This window comes from Alicyclobacillus acidocaldarius subsp. acidocaldarius DSM 446, assembly GCF_000024285.1.
Lineage (GTDB): Bacteria > Bacillota > Bacilli > Alicyclobacillales > Alicyclobacillaceae > Alicyclobacillus > Alicyclobacillus acidocaldarius.
Genome location: NC_013205.1, coordinates 584,433 through 603,017 on the forward strand (window position 1 = coordinate 584,433; position 18,585 = coordinate 603,017).

General features: G+C 52.9%; 20 protein-coding genes and 1 pseudogene. 20 read left to right on the forward strand and 1 reads right to left on the reverse strand.

Features of this window, described 5'->3' with window-relative positions:
* The first annotated feature begins 26 nt into the window (after window positions 1-26).
* From AACI_RS02690 to AACI_RS02750, 16 genes and pseudogenes are all read left to right on the forward strand, one after another.
* Window positions 27-2,132 carry a diguanylate cyclase domain-containing protein gene (locus AACI_RS02690; RefSeq protein ID WP_041707255.1) on the forward strand — a complete coding sequence of 702 codons (2,106 nt, stop codon included), beginning with the start codon at window positions 27-29 and terminating at the stop codon, window positions 2,130-2,132.
* A complete protein-coding gene (locus AACI_RS02695) occupies window positions 2,129-3,427 on the forward strand; it encodes a methyl-accepting chemotaxis protein (protein ID WP_012809944.1) in 1,299 nt (432 codons plus the stop codon). Before AACI_RS02690 ends, AACI_RS02695 begins: the two co-directional genes overlap by 4 nt.
* Before the next feature lie 201 nt (window positions 3,428-3,628).
* A complete protein-coding gene (locus AACI_RS16835; protein WP_245530760.1) occupies window positions 3,629-3,931 on the forward strand; it encodes a chemotaxis protein CheX in 303 nt (100 codons plus the stop codon).
* 1,114 nt (window positions 3,932-5,045) lie between these two features.
* The gene (locus tag AACI_RS02700) at window positions 5,046-5,483 is read left to right on the forward strand and encodes a universal stress protein (protein WP_012809945.1); all 438 of its coding nucleotides are present in this window, start codon (window positions 5,046-5,048) and stop codon (window positions 5,481-5,483) included.
* A 291-nt stretch (window positions 5,484-5,774) separates the two neighbouring features.
* A complete protein-coding gene (locus tag AACI_RS16270) occupies window positions 5,775-6,752 on the forward strand; it encodes an RNase A-like domain-containing protein (RefSeq protein WP_218917106.1) in 978 nt (325 codons plus the stop codon).
* Between the two features lie 12 nt (window positions 6,753-6,764).
* Window positions 6,765-7,049: a contact-dependent growth inhibition system immunity protein gene (locus AACI_RS02705; protein ID WP_012809947.1), complete on the forward strand. Its 285-nt coding sequence runs from the start codon at window positions 6,765-6,767 to the stop codon at window positions 7,047-7,049.
* A gap of 53 nt (window positions 7,050-7,102) precedes the next feature.
* Complete coding sequence (locus AACI_RS17190) at window positions 7,103-7,198, forward strand: DUF6011 domain-containing protein (RefSeq protein WP_394295641.1); 96 nt, start codon at window positions 7,103-7,105, stop codon at window positions 7,196-7,198.
* Between the two features lie 90 nt (window positions 7,199-7,288).
* Entirely contained in the window at window positions 7,289-7,993 is a 705-nt protein-coding gene (locus AACI_RS02710; RefSeq protein ID WP_148213722.1) for a hypothetical protein, read from the forward strand.
* Between the two features lie 154 nt (window positions 7,994-8,147).
* Window positions 8,148-9,113: an NYN domain-containing protein gene (locus AACI_RS02715; protein ID WP_012809949.1), complete on the forward strand. Its 966-nt coding sequence runs from the start codon at window positions 8,148-8,150 to the stop codon at window positions 9,111-9,113.
* A 235-nt stretch (window positions 9,114-9,348) separates the two neighbouring features.
* Complete coding sequence (locus AACI_RS15580) at window positions 9,349-10,368, forward strand: ArdC-like ssDNA-binding domain-containing protein (protein ID WP_049763289.1); 1,020 nt, start codon at window positions 9,349-9,351, stop codon at window positions 10,366-10,368.
* Window positions 10,369-10,389: 21 nt separating this feature from the next.
* Window positions 10,390-11,073, forward strand: coding sequence for an ImmA/IrrE family metallo-endopeptidase (locus AACI_RS16840; protein WP_245530676.1), 684 nt, complete (start codon window positions 10,390-10,392; stop codon window positions 11,071-11,073).
* Between the two features lie 164 nt (window positions 11,074-11,237).
* Complete coding sequence (locus AACI_RS17195; RefSeq protein ID WP_081442605.1) at window positions 11,238-11,648, forward strand: ArsR/SmtB family transcription factor; 411 nt, start codon at window positions 11,238-11,240, stop codon at window positions 11,646-11,648.
* Complete coding sequence (locus AACI_RS02735) at window positions 11,603-12,073, forward strand: ArsI/CadI family heavy metal resistance metalloenzyme (protein WP_012809951.1); 471 nt, start codon at window positions 11,603-11,605, stop codon at window positions 12,071-12,073. Before AACI_RS17195 ends, AACI_RS02735 begins: the two co-directional genes overlap by 46 nt.
* Window positions 12,074-12,145: 72 nt before the next feature.
* Window positions 12,146-13,438, forward strand: coding sequence for an arsenic transporter (locus tag AACI_RS02740; protein ID WP_012809952.1), 1,293 nt, complete (start codon window positions 12,146-12,148; stop codon window positions 13,436-13,438).
* A gap of 37 nt (window positions 13,439-13,475) precedes the next feature.
* Window positions 13,476-13,883: pseudogene (arsC, locus tag AACI_RS02745) on the forward strand (arsenate reductase (thioredoxin)); the annotation flags it as partial.
* Between the two features lie 13 nt (window positions 13,884-13,896).
* Window positions 13,897-14,391 (forward strand): arsinothricin resistance N-acetyltransferase ArsN1 family A, encoded by a 495-nt coding sequence (locus tag AACI_RS02750; RefSeq protein ID WP_012809954.1) that lies wholly within the window; start codon window positions 13,897-13,899, stop codon window positions 14,389-14,391.
* Between the two features lie 314 nt (window positions 14,392-14,705).
* Here AACI_RS02750 and AACI_RS02755 read toward each other — a convergent pair whose 3' ends face one another.
* On the reverse strand, window positions 14,706-15,524 hold the full coding sequence (locus tag AACI_RS02755) for a Dam family site-specific DNA-(adenine-N6)-methyltransferase (RefSeq protein ID WP_012809955.1): 819 nt from the start codon (window positions 15,522-15,524) through the stop codon (window positions 14,706-14,708).
* A 26-nt stretch (window positions 15,525-15,550) separates the two neighbouring features.
* On the opposite strand from AACI_RS02755, the gene AACI_RS02760 reads away from it, so the two are divergent.
* From AACI_RS02760 to AACI_RS02770, 4 genes are all read left to right on the forward strand, one after another.
* Window positions 15,551-15,925 (forward strand): hypothetical protein, encoded by a 375-nt coding sequence (locus AACI_RS02760; RefSeq protein WP_012809956.1) that lies wholly within the window; start codon window positions 15,551-15,553, stop codon window positions 15,923-15,925.
* Window positions 15,926-16,232: 307 nt separating this feature from the next.
* Complete coding sequence (locus tag AACI_RS02765; RefSeq protein ID WP_012809957.1) at window positions 16,233-17,351, forward strand: RNA-guided endonuclease InsQ/TnpB family protein; 1,119 nt, start codon at window positions 16,233-16,235, stop codon at window positions 17,349-17,351.
* 283 nt (window positions 17,352-17,634) lie between these two features.
* Window positions 17,635-17,739 carry a putative holin-like toxin gene (locus tag AACI_RS16735; RefSeq protein WP_218917107.1) on the forward strand — a complete coding sequence of 35 codons (105 nt, stop codon included), beginning with the start codon at window positions 17,635-17,637 and terminating at the stop codon, window positions 17,737-17,739.
* 200 nt (window positions 17,740-17,939) lie between these two features.
* Window positions 17,940-18,569: a sigma-70 family RNA polymerase sigma factor gene (locus AACI_RS02770; RefSeq protein WP_012809960.1), complete on the forward strand. Its 630-nt coding sequence runs from the start codon at window positions 17,940-17,942 to the stop codon at window positions 18,567-18,569.
* The last annotated feature ends 16 nt before the right edge of the window (window positions 18,570-18,585 follow it).

Genomic DNA, 18,585 nt, shown 5'->3' on the forward strand with positions numbered 1-18,585 from the left:
GCATATGGGGAAGGGGATTCGCAAAATTGATCGTCCGAGAAGCTGTGCATGCTTTATGGGTTGCATTGGGTGTGATTAGTGCGTTGGAGTTTCTTAACATGCGGTCATCATGGCTGCGACGTAATCACGTTTATGAATTCTTTACAGATTGGCTTCCCTATGGACTGATTTGGATATGGATTGGTTGGGTCGATGGAGTCGGCAATGTGGTCATGCCACTGTATGCCACGTTATCGTGTGCCCTGCACACACCGAATCGCTGGAATCGAAAGATCAGTCTGCTTGGTATGATGATTCCAGCCGCGCTTTATGTCATACATGAAAGACATTTTGATCCGGTGGAAAGCGAGATATTGATAGGCATAGCGGCCGGTTATGTTGTGTTTCACAACAGGGTTCGAGCGTCGTATTGGGCGTACGGATGTGCAAACATTGTTGCAACTGGATTCTGCGTTTTGCATATGACCCCTTTTACATTCGGAACGTTCGAAGAAACATTGATTGTATCGACTATTTTTGCGTTGTACGAGCACGATGCCTTGATTCGTGCACGATACAAAGAGGAGCGAGGGCTTGATCCTCTTACTGGACTGTACAATCGTAGAGGCGCTGAAGAATGGTTAAACTTGCATGAGGGCAACGCGGGTATCGCAGTTTTGGTGGATCTGGATGATTTTAAGTTCATCAATGATTTCTTTGGGCATGACGCTGGAGATGAAGTTTTGCGCAAGGTCGGCGGATTGCTTTTGCGTTTCGTTTCATCTCCTGGAATAGGCGTTCGGTGGGGGGGAGACGAGTTTTTAATTCTCGCTGAGCACGAAACAGCACAAAGTGCTGAGCAATTTGTGGAGGAATTATTTAGTCAATTGTCTTCCCTGGAACTTTCCTTAAACGAACGTCGACTTCGTCTACGATGTAGTGTAGGTGTAGCATATGGACCTCTTGGTGATTTACTTATCACAGAAGCAGACAGGGCACTACTACGCGTGAAGCAGTCAGGTAAAGCGCATGTAGAGTGGTATCATTCTACGATCGAAAACCAAGGGGAACAACTGGACATCAATCAGTACGCGTTTCAAAAGGCGTTTCATCAGTTAACAGAGTTCTGTTCCGCGCCCTGTCTTGCGACTGATCTGGAATTCCGCATTATCGACTTGAACGAAGCTTATGAGCGAGTTTCAGGATATACACGTCATGCGTTGCGCGGACAAAAACCGAGTATGCTTGCATTTGGAGATTGGAATCGTCGGTGGTATCCCGAGATTCACGAGACATTACAGCGAGGACGTAGTTGGACGGGGATTCTTCATAATCAGCGTGAAGATGGAACGATATGGTCGGGGGAAATGGTCATTTCGCCGGTTCGCATTGGTGAAATTACAGCAGGCTATTGGTGTATGGTGCGAAGAGTGTTCTCTGGGGACAAGGTACGTACAGAGTTACTAAACTATGAGATCCAAGTAGATCAAGATACGGCTGAATATATAGAAAATATATTTTTGCAGGTGCTAGCTGAGGTTGCTGAATGGGGCGATCCTGAATTGCATGCACACGTATTACGTGTGCGCCGATACACAAATTGGCTGGCCGCTAAGCTTGCGGACCGCAAGTTGATTGACCCAAGAGATGTCCCGATCCTGTCGTCTGCGAGTATTGCACATGATATTGGTAAAGTGGCTATCGCGCGCGAGATTTTGTTTAAGCCAAATACTCTGGATGATGTGGAGCATTTATACATCCAACGACATACCGAGATTGGTGAACAAATTTTGCAATCCGTTTTGGACAAACTCGATGATATGCACGTACACGCCAAACGCGTAGTGGAATACGCTAAGGTCATCGCTGGTAGCCATCACGAATGGTGGAACGGTAAAGGGTATCCACGTGGTCTACGAGGAAATGACATACCTTTGCCTGGACGACTCGTTGCGATTACTGATGTTCTCGATGCACTCCTGAGCCGTCGTCCGTATAAGGAACCATGGTCTCTTGAAGAGGTGCGAAACTACATTGAATCACATCGCGGTCTTCAATTTGATCCGAAATTGGTCACGATCCTTCTCGAAGAATGGGCGGCGTTTGAAGACCTCGTGAAGGAAGTCACACTGTATGAGGTGAGAGAATCATGAAAACAAGCTTTCAAGCAAAGGTTCAGAAACCATTTTGGCGACAAGTTCGCGGAGAAGTGACTATTTATTGGCTGGGAGCTTCAGCTGGCGCGATTACAGCAGACCTTGTAATGTTTGGACTAGCGCGCCATACACATAATGTCTTGCTGGAATGGAGTTTGATCTCAGTTGTCATCCTGATCGTGATTTTGGCTATTCTAGTCCAATTAAGGCTTCGAGTACTATTCCGTCCTATTTCCGTATTGCATTCAGAGATGCTTTCCATGCAAGAAGGGGATTTGGGAGAGCGCATTTTAACGAAGCGTCGTTACTCTGACTTGGATGAAGTGGTGTGGGCGTTATCTACAGCAAAAGCAAATATGAGAGACATGCTCGAAACGGTAAAACAAGCTGCTCAGGATTTAACAAATGCATCTCAGTCCATGACTCTGCGAGCAAAACAAACGAGTGAAAGTTCCAAAACGAATTCTCAACTCATGGATGAGTTAAAAGCAGCTGTTCAAGAACAAGCTGAAATTGCGTTGGCTGTAGAAGGAGTCGTTGACGAAGCAGGGCGTAAAGTCGTGGAAATTGAAACAACCGGACAAAGCTTAAATGAATTAGCAGAGCACATTGAGACTCAGACCAGTCAGGGGCGAGCGCTTATGCACGTAGCGACAGATCAAATGGAGCTCATCTCGAAAAATGTCGATGACCTCGTGACTAGATCATCGAATTTGGAAATAGAGGCCCAACGAGTTTCTGAAACGATCCAACTTATTGGTCGAATTGCGGATGAAACCTCTCTGTTAGCTTTGAATGCATCCATTGAGGCAGCACGGGCGGGAGACGAGGGTCGAGGGTTCGCAGTCGTCGCTGAAGAGGTGCGGAAACTCTCTTCTATGGTGAAAGATGCATCGAACCAAATTCGCGAAGTCGTAGAACATGTCCTGAATGGTGTGCAGGAAAACCGACAAGCTGCAGACCACGTTGCTGAGGCCGTCGGGTCAGGGGCTTCTGCGGTGCGCCAAGCATCACAAGCTTTCCACGCAATTGCGGAAGATGTAGAGCGGCAAGTGAATTTCGTCCATGGAATTGATGCATTAACTCATGAAATTCACCGTCAGATGGATGTTGTCACGATGCGTATCAAGGACATGGTGTCTGGCGTCCAAGATCAAACAGAGCGGGTTCAGCGTGTTGCATCCGCAAGTCAGACTCAGGTCTCCATGATGCAAGAGGTCGAGGAAAACTCAACGTTAGTTCAAGAACTGGCTTCGGAACTTGGAAAACGAACTCAAAAATTTCGGTGGTGAGGAATTGAGAACGCAAGTCACAATGTGCTATGCAACATAACCAAATGTAGACGAAAAGGATGACTATGAATATGCGTGACTACGTGTTACCAAACGTCCTCAATTGCACATTTGAGGCCATGGGGTTGGTTTTTTCCTGTGAGTTTTACACGAGAGAAACTCGAGGTGATTACCCAATATATTCATAGTGAAGAACTTGGAGTGTTGATAGGGCTCACTCATGACCTTCATGGCAGGTTAATCATAGAAGGGCGCGTACCAGTCTTTCAAATATTGAGCGAGGCAATGTATGGGATGAAGCTGACTGGGGCTATGCTTGAGTCCTTTGTTGGAGAGCTTGGGAATATGATAGCGGGCAACATGTCAACACGGCTTGCTGAACAAGGTGCACATGTCGAAATCAGCCCGCCTACGTTGTTGCATCTATATCCAAATATTATATATACGTACAATAATTACGGTTCACCAACGCAAGCAGGTCAATTGTGCATGAAGTGTGAATAGGAACTAATGTAGGATTTTAAGGTAAGAACAAAGTGGAATAACCTATACAAGGAGAACCATGCAAAGCGCGACAAGGGGTTTTACAGTCGAGGATGAGTTTTCTCCGTTGAAGACCGGTTTGTTACTAGCTGTATTCAGTCCCCACATCTCGACTCGAACAACGGGTATATAATGTAGGTTGCCCAAAATCATCGTTGTCGAGGCATTCGACGCAATCCGGATCTGCTGCAGCGCGTGCCCGATCGCGAGGAGCAGAACTACTTGGCGGCGCTGGTATTCGGATGCGATATTTGGCGGTATCTTGCTGTTCTTGGTAGGCTACATCCACTTGGCACTCATGGTCAACCAGTTTGGATTGCATTCGCGGATCGGGGTTCTCTTTCTTTTGAACGCTATCGGAGCATGGGTCGCGCTCGTCTGGATTTTATGGAAAGGGAGTTGGCCGGGGTGGATCCTCGGGTTCGTGGTCTCCGGAGGCGCGGCCTTTGTGAAGCTCGGGATGGGCTCGATTCCGGGACTTCGGGCTTTGGTGTTCGGAAGGCGAGGGTTCCCGCGGAGACCCCCGGGCGGCCTGGGAGCGCACCGGTTTGGACACAGGCCAGCGCCTGGTGGTGCGCCGCCGTTCGTGGGACACCATGTCCTTCCGTTACCCGGAAGTATCGCCACATGGGCGCGGTGTCGGTCGTGATTCAGGTTGCGTTTGTTGTGCTGACTGTCGTAGCGCTGTTGGCTCAGGCATCTCACGCGGACGGAGCAAGCTTGCCAGGTGAAATCTAACACAGGCAGGAACGGGACGGGGCCATCGCGAACTGGAAAGCAGATAAGATCCAGGAGGCGAGGCGTGTGAGAGCCTGCTGGAGAGTGCGGCGCGTGGATCTACTGGAGAAGATGACGATTCCTCCAGAGGTTCGGGTGGCGTGAAATCTCCGGAATGGTGACCCGATGCGTTTCACGGTCGAGGGAGATTCCATTGTGGCTCAATGCGTCTCTCGTCGCTGTGTGTTTTCGATGGATCAAAGGAACCATTTACTATCGAAAACAATGGATCTGTGCAAATTGTGCCCATGAACTGAGGCGGATTTCGTGAAGAAGTGCCACACTGGAGTGATGGACGATGAAGACGATCGTATGGGCAGTGGACGGCTCGGAATGTTCATGGCGAGCTGGCGAGTGGGCGGTGGAGATATTGGAAAAGTGGTCGGAAGCGGAGCTTGTCGCGGTGTATGTGCATGTGCCGACGGTGCCGGCGGCTGATGCGTGGACGGGGATCGGGATGCCGACAGTCATGGACGTTGAGGCGCAGGAGTCGGCGATTGAACAGGAACTTCGAGAGCAAGTGCTGGAAAAGTTACAACCGTTTGCAGGGCGAGTGACGTTTCGTGGGGAGTACGGTGCGCCGGCGGACGTGATCGTAGATGTGGCCGAAGCAATGGGGGCGGACCTGATTGTGATGGGCACACATGGGCGGAAGGGACTCGATCGCGTGCTCATGGGAAGTGTTAGCACGGCGGTGCTGCACCGTGCGAGGCAGGCGGTGTTGGTGGTAAGGTAAATGCACGGGAGTTGGGAATGAACAGCGCAGAGGCTAGCCATAAGGATTCTCCATCCATAAATGGATTTCCTGCTTGACGCTGTGAGAACATTTCGTAAAGATCGATCGCGTCAGGGGGACACATCCATTTCTGGATTAGGGGGAATCCGCATGAGACCTTACGCTGTTGCCGAGGACCGATATTCGTCGAGTCATACGGCGTATCACGAATCAGCATCACGAGCGGCGGAAGCGAACCGTGTGACAACGAGATCACCTGAGCGAGACACGAAGACATCGACTGAGCCTTCGGTGTCGTTGGCGGCGGCGCATATTACGATTTCGGATGAGGCGTATCGGTTGTACCGTGAAAACCTCGCTGCTTCCGTGCAATCTTCACCGATCGTGAAGTCTGCACAGATAGCACACCCCATTTCTTCCCGTGAATATTCAAGCGTAAATCAATCTGCTTTACACAACAGCTATGCTTCTATCAAGTCTGAAGCGACAAAAGAAGATAGAGAAATGCTTCGTCATGTCGACACCAGCGGAAATGAGGAGCGGACTACGAGTTCACATCCAACTCCCGTATCCGTCGCGGAGAATGTAGGTATCGGTGTTTTCGATGGCGTGAAGCAAACGCTCGGAAGTCTATTCCACACGGTTGAACATCCTGTACAAACGATTAAGGCCCTCGGTGATGCCGTATCACACCCCATCGAGACGTACAAGGCTATGAAGCAGATGGCGATCGGAGACATACAACAGTTCAAAGAAGCGGATGCGAATCAAAAGGCACGTGACATTGGAGAGATGGTTTCTGATGTTGGATTGGCTATTGTCGGGACCAAGGGGTTATCTACCGTAGTCAATGTCATTTCAAAGGGAACTGAAGTTGGAGAAATCATTGGAGGAGTAGATTCTGACTTAGTCGCTAACGAAGTCCGAGGAGGACATACTATCTCCGAACATGTTGGAAAGACAGACGAAGAGCTTCTTGCGCGCTCTCGTTCTACTGGAAGACCATCATCCTCGTATACAGACTTGAAAACGGCGCAACGAGCTGTGAATGAAAACATGAGAGTTCATAGGTCACAGATTGAAGAATTTATGGCAAATGCCCAGAAGGATCAAAGGCTAATTATTACACATGATCATGAAAAAGTAATAGGACGTGGAGTGCAGAAGAATTCTTCATCTGTCGAGAGTATGACGAGATCGAAAGTCGTAATTGTAAAACATAGCCAAGATGGGGATGCATTTATTCTTACGTCCTATCCAATTAAGTGAGGAGGGTTATTTTTGAAGGCTGAATTCGAAGAGAGGTTAAAAAATTTCCTGGGTGGTTATTGGCATCAGGATGTCGCATCGACGGAGAGCGGATTGCAAGAAGTGTTTATGGAACACTCACCTGAAGAGATACGCGAGCTTATTGAAATAATTCAGGGCTTCTTGGATGAACCTGGTGATCTTGATTATAAAAGATCGTTTATCGATTATTGGGCGGATGGTGTGGTCTTCGAAGATCCAATAGAATGGTTGAGAGATATATTGAAGAAGATGTCCGAGTATATTAATTTGGAATGAGAAGCAATTAAAGTTGTGTACGTTTTAAGTTATCAAACTTTCCTGTTATCCAATTGGCCGGGTGCCTGCGTTGTGGCCGCCTGCTTCGCTCACCGTCCAGTATTCAGCGTGGTGCTGGGCCTGCTTGCGCGAGGTTGCTGTTGCGATAAGTCGGAGTTGAGGGGTGGATGCCACGAGGCTGGTCTGCGGCATTGGACGACCGGGTGCAACGGCTATTGACCACAGGAGATCAAGTTGGCGTGTCTGTGTCGACTCACGGTCAGGCCTCTGCTGCGTCGGCTGCCACACAGCAGCCGACGCATATCACCGCCACGGACGCCAAGCGACTGATGATGGACGCGGGTGTGCCCGCGCGGCATCGGGAGTTCCTATTGTTCGGGTTACCTCATGTCACCCGTGAATATCGCTTCAGCAATGAGGGCGAGGAACTGGAAACGCGGCGTACGCGCACGGTCGTCGGTCGGCTGTTTCGGGTGGAGGACGTGGAGCGCGCGATTGCGGAGTACAAGGCGAACCCGGACATGGCCCGGCAGTGGGACGAGCAGATCCGGCAGGAGCGGGCGGCGGAACGTGCCCGACGAGCAGAGGAACGAGCTCGGGAAGAGGAGGCCGCGCGCGCCGCGGAGGGGGAGAGACGGCGCGACCGTCGGGATCTGGAACTCGCCACGGCCAAGATCGCCGAGCTTGAAGCGAGGCTGCGGGAACTTGAGAACGAGCGGAATCGCGAACTGGCCGAGGGCGGATTCGAAGCCTTCCTCCGATCGATCGAGCAATGGGCGAACTCCGGCGGTCAGGAAGACGAATTGTCGACGATTCGGACGCAGCTTTACACGCTTCGTGAGTTCACCCACTGGTTGGAGCGAAAGCTCGAGAATCCGGCGCATCGGTACGCTGTCGAGCAAGTCAAGGCGTATCGCCGGGCGGTGGCGACGATGTTCGACTAATGTACAGAAGGCGCTGTCTCAATCTGCAATTCTTCGTTAACAAATCCATCTTATTTTGTATTTCGTTACGAAGTTTTTTGTATGTAAAATTTCTTGATATAGGGAGAAGGGATTTTACAATACCTTATCGAACAGTTTCGCAGGAGGGGTGTCTATGGCTGAAAACATGGAACTGGCTCGAAATGGGGAACGTATTGTAAAGGGAGATTCAGAAATAGTCATTCCAGTGGAACTGCAAAGAAGCTTTACGCAGATGCTGAGCAATTCTATGGAAATGGCAATTCAGTCTGTGAAGCAACAGGACAAGATGGACAATGTAGCGATATTTGTCGACTATGATAATGTGTATTGGACACTTTATAACAATTATCGTCATCATCCTGATCATGGAGACGACGATAAGAATTTATTTGTAAAGTTATGGGATTTTTATGGGCGAGATAACGTGAGGATATTTAAGGCATATGCGGACTTCGAGCAAATAAAGTCTGATTTAACGCGATTACAGAAGCGACGTGTACAAATTCGCCACGTTTATGCCAATGGCAAGACTGAACAAGGGCGAAAGAATGCATCAGATATCGAGTTGTCAATCGATGCAATTGAATTAACACATACAGATCCAGAAATAACGTGTTACGTGATAGTGACTGCGGACAGCGATATGATTCCGTTAATGAGTCGGCTAATGTACAAAGGTAAGCGCGTAGAACTATTTTACATTGAATCCGCATTGGCCAAACACACAGATCTACGCAATTATGCGCATATTAGTCGGGATTTGATTACATTCTTAAACGTAGATACTACACCGATAGATATCCGGGACAAGATCGCTGAAGCTATAGTTCATATACATAATTGGCATGAAAGATACAAAGAATCAGATATAACCTTGGGAAATAAATTTTTAAAGAATTTGTTTTGCGACAAGATGGGGCTCCCATCAGAAGCTGCGAGTCGATTGATAGATCTATTAAAACACGAGGATATCATTCGGGAAGATACGAAGGTAGTTAGTGGTGCGCCACGACAAACATGGGTTCTAAACAAGATGAACAGCACTGTGCAAGATGTATTGGCCCAAACACAAATGTACGTCGCCCCCACGAGCGAGTAAGAGCTCGAAAGCTTGTTCGCGTTGACTTTGTCAACAGGTGAACGTATGATGTAATCAGCTATTGATATTTGCAGTTCCATTCGAGGCATTCCCATATCGAGGCATTCCATTTTCGTCAGCATTCCATTTGAAGTAGGGCGGGGGCATCTAGACCCCGCCCTACCACTTTCGGGCGAATTTTGCCCTTCAAGTCCCCCTCTAACGAGATCACTTTCTCGTCGGAGGGGGATTTTTCATGACCAACTGTCTTTGTTGCGCGCGGACACTTCGCGCGGAACCGAGCATTCGCCGTGGGGCGGGGCCGGTGTGCGCGAAGTGGTTGTTGCGTCAAGTCGGTTGGACTGGGCGCGTGCCCAAGGGCTGGAGCGTCATGTCGGACGAGCGCGTCCAGCGCTTTCTGAAGCGACCGTTGGTGTCAACGGACATACCGGATGACCAGGCGCCCATCATCAGCACACACGGGGCGCTTGAGGCGATCACGCCCAAGGCTAGGCCATTGGAGTCGTATTCGGCAGAGGAACTACGTAAGGCCGTGGCTCACGTGCCAAGTTACCTTGCGGCGGAGTACGCCAACGAGGACTACCATGGTCCGAATCGAGAACTCTATCAGCGCGCGCGGGCGCTGGGACTCAACGAGGCCAGCGCTGCACAGTGGGCGCAGACGGGCGCGCCGCCTACATCGGTGGAGGCGGAAGATGAGGTTCCGATCGGTGGTCCGTCAACGTCTGACAATCCAGATGAAGCTTCGAACGAGACGACGGAACAGCGCGCGTTTGTAACCCACAGTCGAAACCCGAAAGTGCAGGAAGCGTTTGAAAGGCTCAATGCCTTGTTGGACACGTTCCAGGACAGCGAGCAGTTCAAGCGCTACCTGGAGTTCGCGGCGCGCGTGCCACGGTACAGCTTCCACAACGTGATGTTGATCTACGCCCAGCGTCCCAACGCCTCGTGCGTCATGGGCTACAAGAAGTGGCAGGAGTTCTGGCGTCACGTCATGCGTGGCGAGCGGGGCATCAGCATCCTTGCACCGCTTATCAAGAAGGTGCCGGTGGAAGACGAACACGGCGAACCCGTCATGAGGCAGAAGCTTGTTGGCTTCAAGACGGTGACGGTGTTCGACATCTCGCAGACGGACGGTGCTCCGATTCCGGTGCTCGATGAACGGATCGAAGGCGACCGACATGTAGAGCTTCGGGATCGGTTGATGAGAGTGATTCGCAATAAGGGGATCCCGGTCTCTTACGAGACTCGTTAGCGCTTGCGTGGCGCGAACGGTGTGTATCATCTGGAAGAACGAAAGATCAGCTTGTCCGAAGGACTTTCGCCGGATCAGGAGGCGAAGACGCTTATCCACGAGTATGCGCACGCGCTGATGCACGCCGACTTCGATGATCGGTTCACGGTTGTTGAGGGAGGCGGACCATCGCCCGAGCGTCAGCAGATGGAGGTCGAGGCGGAGGCGGTGGCGTTCATCGTCTGCGAGGCGTTCGGGTTCGACACGAGTGAGTACAGCGTCGGGTACGTGGGTGCGTACAATCACGATGACAAACGGCGGATGCGACAGAGCGTCGAGCGGATCACGCGGACGGCCGGGAAGATCATCGAGGAAATCGAGCGCGAATCTTTGGCTGAAGCTGAACGGAACGCGAGGCAGGCGGCGTCCGTACGGCTGCAAGGGCGCGCGATGGAGGCGGGTCGGCCGGTGTATCGCGACTTTTCGCTGGACGAAATCGCGGCGAAGGCAGCCACGAGCGAACTGTCGATCGAGGCAAAGCGCTTCAAGTTGAACGGCCGCGATGTCGAAGCGGGCACGGGCGTTTCGTCGTTTTCCGTCGGCGGGGACAACGGAACGCTTGAGCTGCGAGGCGGCAAACTGGTCCTGCACACGCAGGTGAGGGGCGAACTTGCGGAGGTCGAGATCGAGCCGGGAGACGTCGAGATGGTGTCGATTCTTTCATAGGGGCGCACGGCGGAGAGTCGGTGCTCTTTTATAACTATGCGTCCGTCCTTCCCTTTCTACGAGCGAAATCACGCTGCCGTCGCGTGCTTAATCATGTGGTGAAGCCACAGGGTTGACTGGAATAGTAGTGCTACCGTACATTATATTTATCCATATCAATATTGATGGTGATCGATGTGACGAACGAGGAAGTCTTAACTTGTCTTCATGCATTAGCGGACAAAAGTCGATTTCAAATTCTTCAAATGATGGCGAAGGGCTCAATCGCGACGTGTTGTGATCGGATTGAGGCGTATGAAAACGGATGTTGTGTTGCGGATGTGGTAGCCGTCACCGGACTTTCGCAGCCAACCGTCTCACATCACCTCAAAGTTCTTGAGAAGGCGGGATTGGTTCGCCGAGAATCCCGAGGTCCTTGGACGTGTTATTTTCCAAATTCACAAGCGTTGGAGGAGGTGGTGAAAGCACTCACGTCCGAGCTGATGATGCCGGCCAACGTCCACAATCATGAGAAGGGAGAATGTTGTCCATGTCCAGATGGAAGCCCCATGTCGCCATCAACGTGCGAAACTTAGAGCAATCAGTGAAGTTCTATCAAAATTTGTTTGGCGTCGAACCTGTTCGTGTTCGAAGGGGATACGCGAAATTTGATGTTGAGTTGCCTCCCCTAAATTTTGCCCTAAACGAGCACCCATATAGTGAAGTGGGAGCTCTGAATCACCTTGGGTTGCAAGTGTCGTCCACGGAAGAAGTCCTAGCTGCCAAGAGGCGCTTACAAGAGGCTGGACTCGCGACGTTTGATGATATGAATACAACGTGCTGTTATGCACTGCAGGACAAGATTTGGGTGACAGATCCAAATGGGATTCGGTGGGAAGTCTTTGTGGTCCTTGACCAAGAAGATGACCGTGTGCCGGATAAACAGAAGATCCTGGTTGAACAACCCGCAGTGGCTTGTTGTACCGCCTGTGAGAAACATTCGCCGTTGGCGAATGAATAGGGCCATCTGTCCTGCGTGAATCACCGGGATTCGTTCGATTGCGTGTGAAGTGAAGCATCAAGGAGAGACGTCATGACATATGTAGCGATTTTGTTGTTTTTGCTCACGCTCGTCTTCGTCATATGGCAACCGCGAGGCTTGTCCATAGGCTGGAGTGCCACGGGAGGCGCGGCGCTAGCGCTCTTGTTCCATGTTGTCACTTGGCAAGATGTGTGGTCCGTGACGAAAATCGTGTGGGATGCTACCTTGGCCTTTGTGGCCATCATTATCATATCAACCGTGCTGGACCAAATCGGGTTTTTCGAGTGGGCGGCGTTGAAAATGGCGAAGGCCGCTCGTGGCGATGGCAAGAAGGTCTTCTTCTACGTGATTTTGCTCGGTGCCCTTGTGGCTGCTGTGTTCGCCAACGACGGCGCAGCGTTGATCCTCACACCCATTGTTCTAGAAAAGATGAAGCTGCTCCAATTGGACGCTCGCCGGATGTTTCCGTTTGTCATCGCGAGCGGCTTCATTGCGGATACCACTTCGCTCCCGTTTGTGGTGAGCAATCTTGTGAATATCGTGTCGGCGGATTACTTCCACATCGGCTTTCTGACCTATCTGGCGCACATGCTTGTACCCGATGTCGTCTCGCTTGGAGCGAGCGCCGGCTTGCTGTACCTGTTCTTTCGAAAGGATATTCCGGAGCGGTATGATCCCGAGTTTCTTCCGCATCCGTCCCGCGCGATCGCGCATCAAAGGCTCTTTCGCATGTCTTGGATCCTGTTAATGGTGTTGATGGCGGGATACATGGTCACGGAGATCTTCCACATTCCCGTCTCCTTCATCGCCGGGATTGTCGCCATCGCACTGCTTGTGTACGGCGGCAAGGTCAAGGTGATTCGCCCGTGGTCCGTCATTCGGGGCGCACCGTGGGCCATTGTGTTTTTCTCCATCGGGATGTACGTCGTGGTGTATGGACTGCGCAATGTTGGCCTGACGCATCTCCTTGGAAATCTGATAGAACTCGCCGTGGATCACGGTCTGTTCGCCGGGACGCTCGTCATGGGCTTTCTCGCGGCGATATTGTCAAGCGTCATGAACAACATGCCTACGGTGATGATTGACGCGCTTGCTATTCATGTCACCCATACGACGGACACCGTGAGGAGCGCGTTGGCGTACGCCAACGTCATTGGTTGTGATCTTGGCCCGAAGCTCACCCCGATTGGGTCGTTGGCCACGCTGCTTTGGCTGCATGTGCTTCGCCAGAAGGGTGTCACCGTCACATGGGTCGAGTACATTCGCACCGGTGTCATCCTTACGATGCCCACGTTGTTGCTCACTTTGATGGGGTTGTACGGCTGGCTCGCGATCGTGAAATAGTGCAAACATCCATGAGCGGAGAGGAGCGCTTCATCACATGTCTCGAAAGCGAATTTACTTTCTGTGCACTGGCAACTCGTGCAGAAGCCAGATGGCCGAAGGATGGGCGCGCCATCTGGGAGGAGACCGGGTGGAGGTGCATAGCGCAGGCGTCGAGGCGCACGGCTTGAATCCGCGCGCTGTGCAGGTGATGCGCGAAGTGGGCATTGACATTTCTCATCATCAGTCGAAGCTCATCGATCCAGAGCTTCTCGAACAAGCGGATTACGTGATCACCTTGTGTGGTGATGCGAACGATCGCTGCCCCGTGACGCCGCCTCACGTGAAACGCCTGCATTGGGGCTTTCCTGACCCGGCGAAGGCGACCGGATCGGAGGAAGAGGTACTGAACCAGTTCCGCCAAGTCCGCGATGCCATCGGTGAGAGGATTCGGGCGTTTCTTGAGGAGGAGATCTTCCATGAAGGTGGATGTCAGAATCGCAACTCGAGAGGATCTGCCGGCGATTTTGTCGATTTACAACCAGGGCATTGAGGATCGAATCACGAGGTTGGAGCAGGATCCCAAGGATATGGCGTATATCGACACATGGTTTTCTCAACACAACCGCCGATATCCGGTCTTTGTGGCGACCGTGGGTTCGAACGTCGTCGGTTGGGCGGATCTGCATCCGTACTCGCATCGATTTGCTTATGCTGACGTGGGTGAGCTCTCGGTGTATGTGGAGAGGGCTTGGCGGGGAAAGGGAGTGGGACAGGCGCTTCTTCGCAACTTGGAGATTTATGCGGTGGAACACGGCTTTCACAAATTGGTGTTGGCTACGTTCCCCTTCAATCAAGCAGGGCAAGGGTTGTATCGCAAGATGGGGTTTCGCGAGGTCGGAGTCTTTCGAAGACACGGGAAACTGGGCGGAAAGTGGGTCGATGTCATGTGGATGGAAAAACCACTTGTATAATATGTAATTTACGTTGGATTTCGACCTAAACGAGATATCGATGTTACGATACAGGGTGAGATGGGCATTTGGTGGACTCTTGCTGTTTGCTTCCACCGCAACAGTGCACCGTGGTTCACACTTCTAAAATTATCCACATTATCAGTAAGGCTTAATGCCAGAGGAGGTATTAAAACTCAGGCAAAGCATGAACTGATGCGCGCCGCGTCGACTCCGAAGGTCTGGCGCGGCGCTTCTGCGAATGCACACGTGCGCGGGCGGTATTGAGCTTGCGCTCGAACACGAGTGTAAAACATATCCATGCACTCTGCAACTCACAATGCTCGAAAGACCGCGATCAACTCTTCGATGACATGCGTTGCCTGTCGATACCGATTTACGATATTTCGCGGCGCCTCGACGACATGGATTTCCGCACCCCGATACAAAGATTCGACTGCGGGTCTGCGGTGATTCGAGATCACGACGGTAACCCCACGTTCAGTCAGCGCCTGGGCATAACCCGCCAACTGGGTATGGTCTCGCCACGAAAAGCGCGTCGGCGCGTACTCCGTGAAGTTCGACGTTCGCGACAACGGCACGTAAGGCGGATCACAGTACACCACATCTCCTGGCTCGACTCTCTCCAACAGATCCCGAAAGTCCGCGCACACGAACGTCGCCTGCTTCGCCTTCTCGGCGAAGTACCGCATTTCCTCTTCCGGGAAGTACACCGTTTTTCGGTAGCCGAACGACACATTAAAGTCTCCGTTCCGAGTGTACCGACATAGGCCATGGAAACCGTGGCGATTGAGGTAGACGAACAGGATGGCCTTGCGCCATGGATCCGCTGTGCTGTTGAACTCATCCCGGAGTTCGTAGTAGCGATCAGGCGTGTTGTTCTCGGGCACGAACAGATCACGGCAGGCTTCAATGAACGCTTCGCCGTGCGCTTGGAGCATCTGGTGTGTGAGGATCAGGTCGCCGTTGGCGTCGCCGAGCAGGTATTCGGGATAATTGGCGTTCAGGAACACCGAACCCGCGCCGACGAAAGGCTCGATCAGCCTACGGCCGGGCGGCAGGAACGCGCGAAGGGCGGTGACGATGTGGGATTTGCCGCCGGGCCATTGCAGGTAGGAGCGAAGGACGGTCATGAACTGCACCTCCACCGGAGAGGGAGATGGAGGGCAAGGTCAAGGGAGGCGATTACATGTCGTTCGAGCAAACTCTTCTGCAAAAACTGGTTCGGCAGATGTTGAAAAATGCGCGACGGCATCAGCGAAAACGAGCGCGCCAATCATTTAACGATTACGAACGTGGTGCTGTGAACGCGTACTATGAAATGCTGAAATCGTTGCGAAACACGCTTGAGACGTTTGGTCAGGACTTTCGCGCGTATGAGCTGGACGTTGATCTGGATGAAGAACTGCTGAGCCTACGGCGGGCAAGGCGACAAGGTCCGCGCCGGAGCATTCGCGATGTGGCGGGCGCGTGGAAGGAGCATCAACAAGAGGTTCGAGAAGAATTGAAAGAAATTTTGGGCCGCGAGTGGTAAGCGACATCACTTGCGGCTTGTTTGTCGTACAATCCCCGTACGTGTGGAGACGAATCCGCTCGTATGGGAGGAACCCAACAGCCCGTCTTTCGCTATCCCGAAAATCCCCTGATTTTTCCTCGTGGTGTCCCGTCCTCGTACTCCGACATGCGAGTCATCAAACTTGAGCATCGAGAGCAGCGCGGATACCTCTGCCTTTAGGCATGGGGAGGAGCGCCGCTCCCTCCTTTCTTGTTGGCTCTCCGGTTGATCGGAGGGCCTTCGTTTTGTCTGCCATTCACCCCTCCAAGTGAGGGAGGTGAATGGCATGGAGCTCACCCGCACCATCCGTGTTCGGCTTGAACCGACGCCGGAACAAGCTTCTGCACTGGCTCGCACCGTCGAGGCCAATCGACAGGCCCTTGACTACGTGAGCCGCATCGCTTTTGAGCGCAAGATCCGAAACCGTGTCGCCTTGCACCGCGCCGCGTACCGAACCATTCGCACCCGATTCGGTCTGCGTGCGCAGATGGCCTGCACGGTGTGCCGCGTCGTCGCGGGCGTCTACAAGAGCATGAAGTCGAACGGGAATGAGGACACGCCCGCGGAGTTCAAACGAGCGAAGCCCGTGTTCCAGTGGAACAAGGACTACGTGCTGCGAAACGGCGTGGCGCACATCACGACGATCGACGGTCGGCTGCGGATCCCTTTCCGCGTGGAGCCTCCATACCGGCGGTACTTGCAGGACGGCTGGACCTTCGGTGCAGCCGAACTGGTTCGGAAGCGACACGGCTGGTATCTGCACGTGTCCGTCTCCAAGTCGGTACCGGATCACGCCGACGATTTCGACGCCGTGATCGGCGTTGACCAGGGCATGCGCTTCCTTGTGACCGCTTCCTGCGGGGATCAGGTGATGTTCATTCGCGGTGGCAGGGTCAAGCAGACCCGTCTCCGCTACGTCCGTCTGCGCGCGTCTCTTCAGCGCAAAGGCACTCGCTCGGCCAAGCGCCGTCTGAAGGCCATTGGCCGAAGAGAATCCCGTTTCATGACGGACGTCAATCACCAGATTGCCAAGGCCGTAGTCCGCTTCGCACAAGCCCAAGGTCAACGCCCGCTCATTGTGCTCGAAGACCTCACAGGCAGCAACTTGTCCGTCCGGTTCCGGCTTAAGGACCGATACTGGCGCATGAGCTGGGCGTTTCGGCAGTTGACGGACTTCATCCGCTACAAGGCGGAAGAAGCCGGGATCGCCGTTATGTTCATCGATCCGACGGGTACAAGCGAGACCTGCCCGAAGTGCGGGCACTGCGAAACCGCGAATCGAAGCCGCAAGCGTCACGAATTCCGTTGCAAGAAGTGCGGCTACCGTTGCAATGACGACTTAGCCGCAAGCCGCGTGATCGCTCAAAAAGGCCTGGAATGCTTGCGGCAGAGCCAGAGCGCATGACGCTTGGCTCGGGGGCGACGTCAACCGTCCCTTGTGCTCTCCCGACTGTGCTCGGGATCGAGCAAGCCCCTGGCTTGAGCCATGGGGTAGTTGATATGTACTACGGGGTGTCGGATGAGGCGATGGCGGGTGCAGACCTGTCGCTGCGAGACATCTTCGAGGCGCTTGCAGGCGTGGATGCTATGAATCCAGTGACGATTTAGAGGAATTTTGGTAGTCTATAGGTAGGCACCACCTTGGGGGTCACCCCTGCCCGCTCGTTAGAACGGGATGGGGTGAGGCCATGTCGGTGGCGGATGCGCTGTCACTAGCGATCCAGTTCGGGTCGTTCGTGATTACGCTGTTGTCGCTGGTGTTGGCCTTGGTTCTTGCCTTAACACGCAAGTAGACCGCCCCCATTAGGTTAGCGCCGGTGGGGCGGTCTCTTGCTCGTAACCGAAAGACGGGCAGGGACACTGCCCAGGCGTCGGTGCCCGAGCGTCGGAGCCGCGAACTCCGGCGCTCTTTTCAGTTTAAGTGTACCATATCGAGGATATTCGTCAATCCACGATTGTCCTTCACCGCCCTCACTGTTGGGGGCGATGCTTTATGGACACGACACTGGTATTTGCGGCAAAGCGCGGCGACCAGGACGCTTTCGCCGTACTCTATCGTGAATTCCGAGTCAGGGTCTGGAGTTGGATACGAAACTACTGGATACCCGGAGCCGACCGCGAGGATCTGATGCAGCACGCGTGGATCGGGTTCTGGGAGGCCATACGAGACTACGACGTTCGCGGTAAAGTGCCGTTTCTGGCGTTTGCGAAGATGTGCGTCGTGCGCGAGATCCAAACGGTGCTGCGGATGGCGCGCAGGCAAAAGCACACAACACACTTGACAGCGCTGTCGCTTGACGCGGAGTGCCCATGGATCGAGGACGCAGAACGCACGGTGCTGGACGTGCTCGTTGATCGTACGGCACCGAGTGTGGAGGATGTGGTGTTCGGGCCGCCTAAGGGTGTATCTGCGGAAGAGCTCGTGGCATGGGCTGAGCGGCATTGGAGACTTAACTTGTCGGAGCTCGAACGCGAGGTGTGGCGGTTGCGGATCGAGGGTCATTCGTACACGGAGATCCAGCGGATGTTGGGATGCGGATACAAGGCGGTGGACAATGCGGTGCAGAGGTTAAGGAAAAAAGCGCGAAGGGCACTCATGCGCCAGGAAGGAGCGGCGTTGTGATGCCGCACCCGATCCG

Excerpts from the sequence above, each read along its gene's own strand:
- AACI_RS02770 (WP_012809960.1), top strand. The coding sequence starts at position 17,940 with ATGGACACGACACTGGTATTTGCGGCAAAGCGCGGCGACCAGGACGCT.
- AACI_RS17195 (WP_081442605.1), top strand. The coding sequence starts at position 11,238 with ATGGTGATCGATGTGACGAACGAGGAAGTCTTAACTTGTCTTCATGCA.
- AACI_RS02700 (WP_012809945.1), top strand. The coding sequence starts at position 5,046 with ATGAAGACGATCGTATGGGCAGTGGACGGCTCGGAATGTTCATGGCGA.
- AACI_RS02695 (WP_012809944.1), top strand. The coding sequence starts at position 2,129 with ATGAAAACAAGCTTTCAAGCAAAGGTTCAGAAACCATTTTGGCGACAA.
- AACI_RS02735 (WP_012809951.1), top strand. The coding sequence starts at position 11,603 with ATGTCCAGATGGAAGCCCCATGTCGCCATCAACGTGCGAAACTTAGAG.
- AACI_RS02750 (WP_012809954.1), top strand. The coding sequence starts at position 13,897 with ATGAAGGTGGATGTCAGAATCGCAACTCGAGAGGATCTGCCGGCGATT.
- AACI_RS02755 (WP_012809955.1), bottom strand. The coding sequence starts at position 15,524 with ATGACCGTCCTTCGCTCCTACCTGCAATGGCCCGGCGGCAAATCCCAC.
- AACI_RS15580 (WP_049763289.1), top strand. The coding sequence starts at position 9,349 with ATGACCAACTGTCTTTGTTGCGCGCGGACACTTCGCGCGGAACCGAGC.
- AACI_RS02740 (WP_012809952.1), top strand. The coding sequence starts at position 12,146 with ATGACATATGTAGCGATTTTGTTGTTTTTGCTCACGCTCGTCTTCGTC.
- AACI_RS16735 (WP_218917107.1), top strand. The coding sequence starts at position 17,635 with ATGTCGGTGGCGGATGCGCTGTCACTAGCGATCCAGTTCGGGTCGTTC.
- AACI_RS02765 (WP_012809957.1), top strand. The coding sequence starts at position 16,233 with ATGGAGCTCACCCGCACCATCCGTGTTCGGCTTGAACCGACGCCGGAA.
- AACI_RS02715 (WP_012809949.1), top strand. The coding sequence starts at position 8,148 with ATGGCTGAAAACATGGAACTGGCTCGAAATGGGGAACGTATTGTAAAG.
- AACI_RS02760 (WP_012809956.1), top strand. The coding sequence starts at position 15,551 with ATGGAGGGCAAGGTCAAGGGAGGCGATTACATGTCGTTCGAGCAAACT.